Here is an 8,360-nt window from a genome sequence, read left to right as displayed (position 1 = left end):
GTAATTTTCTTATAGGGAGTACATATGGGTTTCTGGAGAATCGTCATCACCATCATTCTGCCGCCTCTCGGCGTGCTGCTCGGTAAAGGGTTCGGTTGGGCGTTCATTATTAATATTCTGCTGACACTGCTTGGGTATATCCCCGGTTTGATTCACGCGTTCTGGGTGCAAATCCGCGATTAAACCTGTGCTCACCCCCGCGGCGTTAACGCGCCGCGTTCCTCTGCTACACTTTCTGAGTGTTTCCGTTAACGAATGAGGTAGCTATGGGTCTGTTCAATTTTGTGAAAGATGCCGGAGAAAAACTCTGGGACGCGGTTACAGGTCAGCACGATAAAGACGATCAGGCGAAGAAGGTGCAGGAGCATCTGAGCAAAACCGGTATACCTGATGCCGATAAAGTGAACATTCAAATTGCCGACGGCAAAGCGACGGTCACTGGTGACGGCCTGAGTCAGGAGGCGAAGGAGAAAATCCTTGTTGCGGTGGGGAATATTTCCGGTATTGCCAGTGTTGATGATCAGGTGAAAACTGCGACACCAGCCACTGCCAGCCAGTTTTATACCGTTAAGTCTGGCGACACTCTGACTGCCATTTCCAAACAGGTCTACGGTAACGCTAATCTGTACAATAAAATCTTCGAAGCGAATAAACCGATGCTAAAAAGCCCGGATAAAATTTATCCGGGGCAAGTGTTGCGTATTCCGGAAGAGTAGTTAATTGCCAGCCATCGCCTGCTGGATAATGGGAATTGGCGTCAGTAAATGCTGGCGCATTAACTCACTGGCGCGCGCGGTATCTCGCGCCAGTACCGCCGCAGTCAGGGTCTGGTGCTGATCGTGTTTATCCTCCAGCATTTCTACCGAAAGCACCGTTCGCCGCAGCCAGATAAATCGATAGCGCGCCGCCAGATCAAACAACCGTTCACGCATTTGCAGCAAATAGTGAGAACCACAGCCCGCCACAATTGCTGTATGAAACGCCTGATGACGCAGATCCCACTCATCAAGCATTTTCTCGCTGGCGTCACAGGCCTCCAGCTTACTCAGCAGATGCGCTTTTGCGAGAACGTCTGCCTCCCATTCATCGCCACCGCGGGCAATCGCCAGACTGACCAGCATCGCTTCCATATTGGCGCGGGCGTCGAAAATATCGAGCAGCTCCTGCTCTGACATAGACGCCACCCGATACCCTTTTTGATTCACCACCGTGACCAGCCGTTCCGCCACCAGTTGCGAAAGAGCTTCCCGTAACGGCCCAACGCCAAGTGCATAACGCGATGTCAGCAAACTCATTCGTAATTTTTCATCCGGTTGAAAATTACCGCGAATAATATCGTTCTTCAGCCAGCGATAGCCATCCAGAGACGTAATGGTCATGGTGTGACTCCTGATCATTATCAGCGCGTATTATGAACGGGTGTTTTTTGCCACAATACCAGCTTTTTCCAGCGCGCCATAATCGGCACGGTACAGATAATCCCTATCGCTAATAAGCCGGTAGAGATCACTTCTAACTGTTGCGCCGGGCGGAATAACATCACCACCAACACAAAGGTAATAAAGCCTATTACCAGCCAGGTGAGCCACGGGTAAAGCCACATGCGCAAGCGAATTTCGCTTCCTTCTGCTCGCAGAATTTTACGCATCCGCAACTGTGAAACGGCGATGACTAAATAAACCAGCAGGGCGATAGCACCGGAGCTGTCTATCAGGAATTTAAACACTTTCGCAGGTGCGTAATAGTTCACCACCACCGTTAAAAATGCCGCTCCGGTGGAGAGTAACACCGCCACATACGGGGTTTTACTGCGGTTGATTTTGCCCATTACCGCGGGCGCATCACCGCGACGGCTTAAGGAGTAGAGCATCCTTGACGCGGTATACAGCGCCGAGTTCAGACAGCTGGTTACGGAAAGTAATATCACACAGTCCATGATTAATTTCGCATGGGGAATATTGAGCAATTCCAGTACCGAGCGATAAGAACCGACGGCTTTTAGTCCGGGCATATTCCACGGAATTAATGCCACGACGACAAAAATAGAGCACAAATAGAAGATAGAAATACGCCAGATAACCGAGTTAGTGGCGCGGACAATATGTTTTTCCGGCGTGTCGGATTCCGCGGCGGCAATGGTGACAATTTCTGCGCCCATAAACGAGAACATGGTGATCAACATCGCGCTTAATACCGCACCGAAACCGTTGGGCATAAAGCCGCCGCTATCCCACAATCTTGAGATCCCGCTCACTTCGGCATAAGGGTAAAAACCGCTAATTGCGACTGCACCAAGGAAAATAAAGGCCAGGATAGCGATGACTTTGCACAGCGCCAGCCAGAACTCAAATTCGCCGTAGTTTTTAACGCTTAATAAATTACTGCCAGTTAAGGCGAGGGTAATGACGAGGGAAAATAACCAGATGGGAATGCCTAGAACCCACGAGTGCAGGATCATAGCGGCGATGTTGGCTTCCAGCGGGATAACCAGTACCCAAAACCACCAGTACAGCCAGCCGATGGTATAACCCGCCCAGCGGCCAATGGCTTTATCGGCATAGGTGGAAAACGAACCGGTATCGGGCGTGGCAACTGCCATTTCCGCCAACATCCGCATAATCATAACCACCAGTAATCCGGCGAACAGATAGGCCAGTAATACCGCCGGGCCCGCTTCGGCGATGGCGACGCTGGAACCGACAAACAGACTTGCGCCGATAACACCGGCAATAGACAACATGGTGACGTGGCGTGACTTCAGCCCGCCGCCTAACTCATGTGGTTGCGATGATTGCCCCATCCTGAATCCTCTCGAAAGTGTGTCACTTGGGAGAGCGCCCCGACATTTCCCGCGTCGGGTCACGCGTTTAATTGAGACGGTCAACAAAATCTTAAAAACGAAAGCGGGAGGGTTTTCTCCCTCTCCCTTAGGGAGAGGGCCGGGGTGAGGGTGTAGCCGCGTGATTACCCCTCACCCTAACCCTCTCCCCAGAGGGGCGAGGGGACAGTCCGCAGTCGTTTTTAACTTTGTCGATCGCCTCATCGTTATTATTTTTTACTGCATCGTTATCATTCCCTTAGCAACGTTTAACTCTTACAAACGGACATAGCTACTGCTTCGCCTCAGCAAAACACTGGCTGATGATCTCCAGACCCTGACGGATCTGAGCGTCTTCAATGGTGAGCGGTACAAGGATGCGCAGCACGTTGTAATACGGGCCGCAGGAGAGAAGAATCAGGCCCTTATCGCGGGCGCGTGCCACGATCCCGGCGGTGAGTTTGGCGTCCGGTTTGCTGTGATCGCCATCTTCAAACAGCTCGATGGCAATCATCGCTCCCAGCCCGCGTACGTCGCCGATCTCCGGGTGTTTTTCGGCTATCGCCAACAATCCGTCTTTTAGCTTCTGCCCCAGATCGTTGGCTTTTTGCAGCAGATTTTCCTGCTCAAACACCTTCAACACTTCCAGCGCCGCCACGCAGGCAATCGGGTTACCGGCATAGGTGCCGCCCAGACCGCCTGGAGCGACGGCATCCATCACTTCCGCGCGCCCGGTGACGCCCGCCAGCGGGAAGCCGCCCGCGATCGATTTCGCAAAGGTGGTGAGATCCGGCGCAACGCCCATCTGCTCCATCGCAAACAGCGTGCCGGTACGCCCCGCGCCGCTCTGCACTTCATCGGCAATCAGCATGATCCCGTGCTCGTCACACAGCGCGCGTAAACGCTGCATAAAGGCTGGCGACGCGGCGTAGAAACCGCCTTCGCCCTGAACCGGCTCAATCACGATGGCGGCGATATCTTCCGGCGCGGCATCATTTTTGAAGATCCGGTGGATGCTGGCGATAGCGTCATCCTCGCTTATGCCGTGCAGCGGGCAAGGATAAAGCGCGCGATAAACATGACCCGGCATCAGCCCCATGCCCGCAGAGTACGGATTCACCTTGCCGGTCAGCGCCAGCGTGTAATGCGTGCGCCCGTGATACGCGCCGCTAAAAGCGATGGTGCCGCTACGTTTGGTGGCGGCGCGGGCGATTTTTACCGCGTTTTCCACCGCTTCGGAACCGGTCGTAACCAGCAGCGTTTTCTTGGCGAAATCGCCCGGCACCTTCTGATTCATAATCTCGCACAGCTCCAGATACGGCTCGTAAGCCAGCACCTGGAAGCAGGTGTGCGACAGTTTTTTCAACTGCGCTTCCACCGCGGCCACCACCTTCGGATGCAGGTGCCCGGTATTGAGCACCGCAATCCCGCCCGCGAAATCAAGATACTCACGGCCTTCAACGTCCCACACCCGGCAGTTTTCCGCGCGGTCAGCGAAAATCGGGTGAATTTGCCCAACGCCACGGGGAATCGCCTGACTGCGGCGCTGCATTAACTCTTTATTGCTGCTCATTCGCGTTCTCCAGTTAAAGACCGATGCACATATATTTGATTTCTAAGTAATCTTCGATGCCATACTTCGAACCTTCACGACCCAGACCCGAGGCTTTGATGCCGCCGAACGGGGCCACTTCATTGGAAATAATGCCGGTATTGATGCCGACGATGCCGTACTCCAGCGCTTCGCCCACGCGGAAGACGCGGCTTAAATCACGGGCGTAGAAATAGGCGGCAAGGCCAAACTCGGTGTCATTGGCTTGCGCAATCACATCGGCTTCATCTTTAAAGCGGAACAGCGGGGCGAGGGGGCCGAACGTCTCTTCTTTCGACACTTTGGCGTTGGCCGGCACGTCCACCAGAATGGTCGGCTGGAAGAAGTTGCCGCCGCGTTCATCCGCTTTACCGCCGCAAACCACACGCGCACCTTTCTCCAGCGCATCGGCAATATGCTCTTCCACTTTTGCTACCGCTTTTTCATCGATCAGCGGCCCGATGGTGACGCCTTTATCCAGCCCGTCGCCGATGTGCAGTTTGCTCACCGCCTGCTGTAGTTTTTCGGCAAAGCGGTCATACACGCCGTCCTGCACGTATAAACGGTTGGCGCAGACGCAGGTTTGCCCGGCGTTGCGGAATTTCGAGGCCAGCGCGCCTTCCACGGCTTTATCGAGATCGGCATCGTCAAAGACGATAAACGGCGCGTTGCCGCCCAGCTCCAGCGACACTTTTTTGATGTCTTTCGCGCACTGTTCCATTAACTGGCGGCCAATTTCGGTCGAACCGGTAAACGACAGTTTGCGTACCATCGGGTTGCTGGTCAGTTCATTACCGACCGCGCCTGCCGAACCGGTGACCACGTTAAACACGCCAGCCGGAATGCCCGCGCGAATCGCCAGCTCCGCCAGCGCCAGCGCAGAGAACGGTGTCTGACTGGCGGGCTTCAGCACCATGGTGCAGCCTGCCGCCAGCGCCGGACCGGCTTTACGGGTAATCATCGCCGCCGGGAAGTTCCACGGCGTGATAGCTGCGGTAACGCCAATCGGCTGCTTGATAACAATCAGGCGTTTATCGGCCTGATGACCGGGAATGGTGTCGCCATAAATGCGTTTGCCTTCTTCGGCAAACCACTCAATAAAAGAGGCGGCGTAGCTGATTTCACCTTTCGCTTCGGCCAGTGGTTTGCCCTGTTCGAGGGTCATCAGGCGCGCTAAATCGTCCTGATGCTCTATCATCAAATTGAACCAGTTGCGCAGAATGTTGGCGCGTTCTTTGGCGGTGAGCGCACGCCAGGCGGGCAGGGCGCGGTTGGCGGCGTCGATAGCGGCGCGGGTTTCATCAGCGCCCATTTTCGGCACGCTACCCAGCTTGTCGCCGTTCGCCGGATTGGTGACGTCGATGACTTCACCATTGTTGGCGTCCAGCCATTCCCCGTTAATCAACGCCTGCTGGCGGAATAAGTTACTGTCGTTAAGTTTCATTGTTACGTCCTGTTTTCAAAGGTTATTGATTAAATGCGGCGTGTAAGGCATCCACACTACGTGCCGCTCGCAGCGTGCGTCCGGGGTTACTCTGGCTTGCCAACAGCGTTTGTACCTTGCTGACAATATGCGCACCAATAGGAATTGCTGATGTCGCTGCCGGGGAGGGCGCATTGCAGGTGTGGATCGTGCGTGGGGTGGTGACAAACAGAAAATCGTCAATCAGCTTGCCGTCCGGCGATACTGCCTGCGCCCGCACACCGGCGGGCCAGGGCTGGAGATCGCTTAACGAAAGCCGGGGACAATACTTTTGCACCAGGCGCAGATAGCCGCTTTTGCACAGCGAGTTTTTCATCTCGCCCAGTCCTGAGCGTAGATGGTTTTGCAGCACCCGGCGAATCCCCGACGAGCCCAAAATCTCCAGCGTGTCGCTAAATGAGAAGTCGCGCTTGCGATAGCCTTCGCGTTTGAAAGCCAGCACCGCGTTTGGCCCGACGGTGACGCTGCCATCGATCATTCGGGTGAGATGCACGCCCAAAAATGGCATTGCCGGGTCGGGAATGGGGTAAATCAGATGGTTAACAATCTGGTTATGCTCCGGCGCAAGGCGGAAATACTCGCCACGGAACGGGCAGATAATAAAACCCGGTTCGAGGCCGAGCATTTTCACCAGCCGGTCAGCCATCAGCCCGGAACAGCTAATCAGCGTCGATGCTTCATATTCGCCGCCCTGACGGGTTCGGACGACCACGCCGTTTTTATGCTCACTGAGGGCGCTGACTTCGGCGTTATAAATAATCTCACCGCCTCTGGCCTGGAAGATTTTTGCCATTGCCGCTGTGACTTCGCGATAGCTGACAATGCCGCTGGACGGCACAAAAATGCCGCCGAGCCCGGTGATATTCGGTTCGCGCTCGCGCAGTTCCTCGGCGTTTAACCACTCGCGCTCGATACCGTTCGCCGCCGTGCGTTCCCACAACGCGCGCATCCGTTCCATTTCGAGATCGGACGTGGCGACCAGCATCTTGCCGCAGTTGTCATAGCGAATGTCGTTTTGATCGCAAAAGGCTTTGGTGGCGCGGTTTCCCGCCAGGCAAAACTGCGCCTTCAGGCTGCCGGGCGTGTAATAGACCCCGGCATGGATCACGCCGCTGTTGTGGCCCGTCTGGTGACAGGCCGGGCCGGACTCTTTTTCCAGCAACGCAATGCGGGCATCCGGATAAACATCAATCAGTTGCATGGCGGTCGACATGCCGATGATGCCGCCGCCAATAATCACAAAATCATACATCCGCTCAATTCCTTTGCGCTTACTGATGCGTCTGGTAGTGGTGAGTGGCGTAAGCGAAATAGCCACGCTGACGCATCAGTTCACGGCGCAGATCCGGGTGCGGAGTAAAGCGGTCGCGACCGTGCAGCCAGAACAGGTTGTTTATCAACAGGAATTTGCCAACGGGAACGGGTACAGAAAGAATGCCTTTGCTGGTTTCAATGGCATCGGAAAGCTCGCTCAACCACACGCCTTCTTCAAAATCTTTTGGCTGGACGAACTGGTCGATATAGCGCATCACCGGGCGACCCTGTTGATCAACGTCGAACACTGGATGGAAAACATCTTTGCTGACGTTTTTGCTCGGCGGCGCGGCAAAGCGCATCGGGCGACGCGCCAGTGGATGGCGGAAATAGTGGTCCAGATGTTCCCAGTCATTGAGATGCAGCAGCAACGAATTTCCACCCTGCATGTTTTGCTCATCGATTTTCATCATCAGCACGTAATCGGTGATCTCTTCGACATACGTGCCGTCGTTGTGCAGTTCCATCACGCGGTGCGGCTGACGCAGATAGCTGTCTGAGTTATCGACATTTTTCACCACGAAACGCGCGTAATACTGACCGCTCATCGCATCGAAATTTGAGCGACCAATCAGATGCGCTACCGCCGTTGCCAGCTTCACCATCTCATCTGCCTGCGCCACATCATCGATACCCACCGCATTGATCAACAGCGCACCTTCAGCACGGTTTAGCAGGGTCTTCAACAGCAATGGTTGCAGCTGATTCGCACACAGATCGTCAAGAATTTTGCCTACCCGAAAACGCAGAAACGATTTGTACTCCAGCGCCTGCACGGGCCATTCGGCAACCTGTTCGAGAAACTGTTTGGTCGTCTGTTCGGTGAAGGTGAGTTCCAGCAGACGCGGGGATTGCGCCGACGGGATGAGAGTGAATCCGCTATAGTCCTGGCCTGAATCGACAGCGTTATTGTGTACGGCGGTCAGTGCATTCATCAGAAGCGATCCTCTTATGAGATGTAGGGTGACATGGCGATGCTCATTTCGTAGCCATAATCTAAAAATATCTACATTTCTGAAAAATGCGCACAAAAGCGACATATTGTTTTCTTATTGTGATCAAAAGCAACAAATTAGTAACATTTAACGTAGGGTATTAAGGCAAAGTGAGACAGGAAATGAATAACTAAAGCAACAGGTTAGGGGGAGTTAACA

Annotated in this window: 8 protein-coding genes; 2 read left to right on the top strand and 6 right to left on the bottom strand. The window is 54.3% G+C overall.

Features of this window, described 5'->3' with window-relative positions:
* The first annotated feature begins 24 nt into the window (after positions 1 to 24).
* Entirely contained in the window at positions 25 to 183 is a 159-nt protein-coding gene (locus E0D98_RS19100; RefSeq protein WP_050877127.1) for a YqaE/Pmp3 family membrane protein, read from the top strand.
* Between the two features lie 83 nt (positions 184 to 266).
* Positions 267 to 716: a potassium binding protein Kbp gene (gene kbp / locus E0D98_RS19095; protein ID WP_000522426.1), complete on the top strand. Its 450-nt coding sequence runs from the start codon at positions 267 to 269 to the stop codon at positions 714 to 716.
* Here the strand turns inward: kbp and csiR are convergent, their stop codons facing one another.
* The 6 genes from csiR to glaH all read right to left on the bottom strand — a co-directional run bounded on the left by csiR (position 717) and on the right by glaH (position 8,141).
* On the bottom strand, positions 717 to 1,379 hold the full coding sequence (gene csiR / locus E0D98_RS19090; protein WP_000156811.1) for a DNA-binding transcriptional regulator CsiR: 663 nt from the start codon (positions 1,377 to 1,379) through the stop codon (positions 717 to 719).
* 20 nt (positions 1,380 to 1,399) lie between these two features.
* Entirely contained in the window at positions 1,400 to 2,800 is a 1,401-nt protein-coding gene (gene gabP, locus E0D98_RS19085) for a GABA permease (RefSeq protein WP_050877126.1), read from the bottom strand.
* A 310-nt stretch (positions 2,801 to 3,110) separates the two neighbouring features.
* Positions 3,111 to 4,391 (bottom strand): 4-aminobutyrate--2-oxoglutarate transaminase, encoded by a 1,281-nt coding sequence (gabT, locus tag E0D98_RS19080; protein WP_000097642.1) that lies wholly within the window; start codon positions 4,389 to 4,391, stop codon positions 3,111 to 3,113.
* A 13-nt stretch (positions 4,392 to 4,404) separates the two neighbouring features.
* Positions 4,405 to 5,853, bottom strand: a complete 1,449-nt coding sequence (gabD, locus tag E0D98_RS19075) for an NADP-dependent succinate-semialdehyde dehydrogenase (RefSeq protein ID WP_000772839.1) — start codon at positions 5,851 to 5,853, stop codon at positions 4,405 to 4,407.
* A gap of 22 nt (positions 5,854 to 5,875) precedes the next feature.
* Positions 5,876 to 7,144: an L-2-hydroxyglutarate oxidase gene (gene lhgO / locus E0D98_RS19070; RefSeq protein WP_000271938.1), complete on the bottom strand. Its 1,269-nt coding sequence runs from the start codon at positions 7,142 to 7,144 to the stop codon at positions 5,876 to 5,878.
* A 19-nt stretch (positions 7,145 to 7,163) separates the two neighbouring features.
* Positions 7,164 to 8,141 carry a glutarate dioxygenase GlaH gene (glaH, locus tag E0D98_RS19065; protein WP_001378320.1) on the bottom strand — a complete coding sequence of 326 codons (978 nt, stop codon included), beginning with the start codon at positions 8,139 to 8,141 and terminating at the stop codon, positions 7,164 to 7,166.
* Between the last annotated feature and the right edge of the window lie 219 nt (positions 8,142 to 8,360).

This window comes from Escherichia sp. KCJ4928, assembly GCF_004352695.1.
GTDB lineage: Bacteria > Pseudomonadota > Gammaproteobacteria > Enterobacterales > Enterobacteriaceae > ECMA0423.
This window is presented reverse-complemented; position numbering and strand designations above follow the sequence as displayed.

Coding starts and splice junctions, on each gene's coding strand:
- E0D98_RS19100 (WP_050877127.1), top strand. CDS start 25: ATGGGTTTCTGGAGAATCGTCATCACCATCATTCTGCCGCCTCTCGGC.
- kbp (WP_000522426.1), top strand. CDS start 267: ATGGGTCTGTTCAATTTTGTGAAAGATGCCGGAGAAAAACTCTGGGAC.
- csiR (WP_000156811.1), bottom strand. CDS start 1,379: ATGACCATTACGTCTCTGGATGGCTATCGCTGGCTGAAGAACGATATT.
- gabP (WP_050877126.1), bottom strand. CDS start 2,800: ATGGGGCAATCATCGCAACCACATGAGTTAGGCGGCGGGCTGAAGTCA.
- gabT (WP_000097642.1), bottom strand. CDS start 4,391: ATGAGCAGCAATAAAGAGTTAATGCAGCGCCGCAGTCAGGCGATTCCC.
- gabD (WP_000772839.1), bottom strand. CDS start 5,853: ATGAAACTTAACGACAGTAACTTATTCCGCCAGCAGGCGTTGATTAAC.
- lhgO (WP_000271938.1), bottom strand. CDS start 7,144: ATGTATGATTTTGTGATTATTGGCGGCGGCATCATCGGCATGTCGACC.
- glaH (WP_001378320.1), bottom strand. CDS start 8,141: ATGAATGCACTGACCGCCGTACACAATAACGCTGTCGATTCAGGCCAG.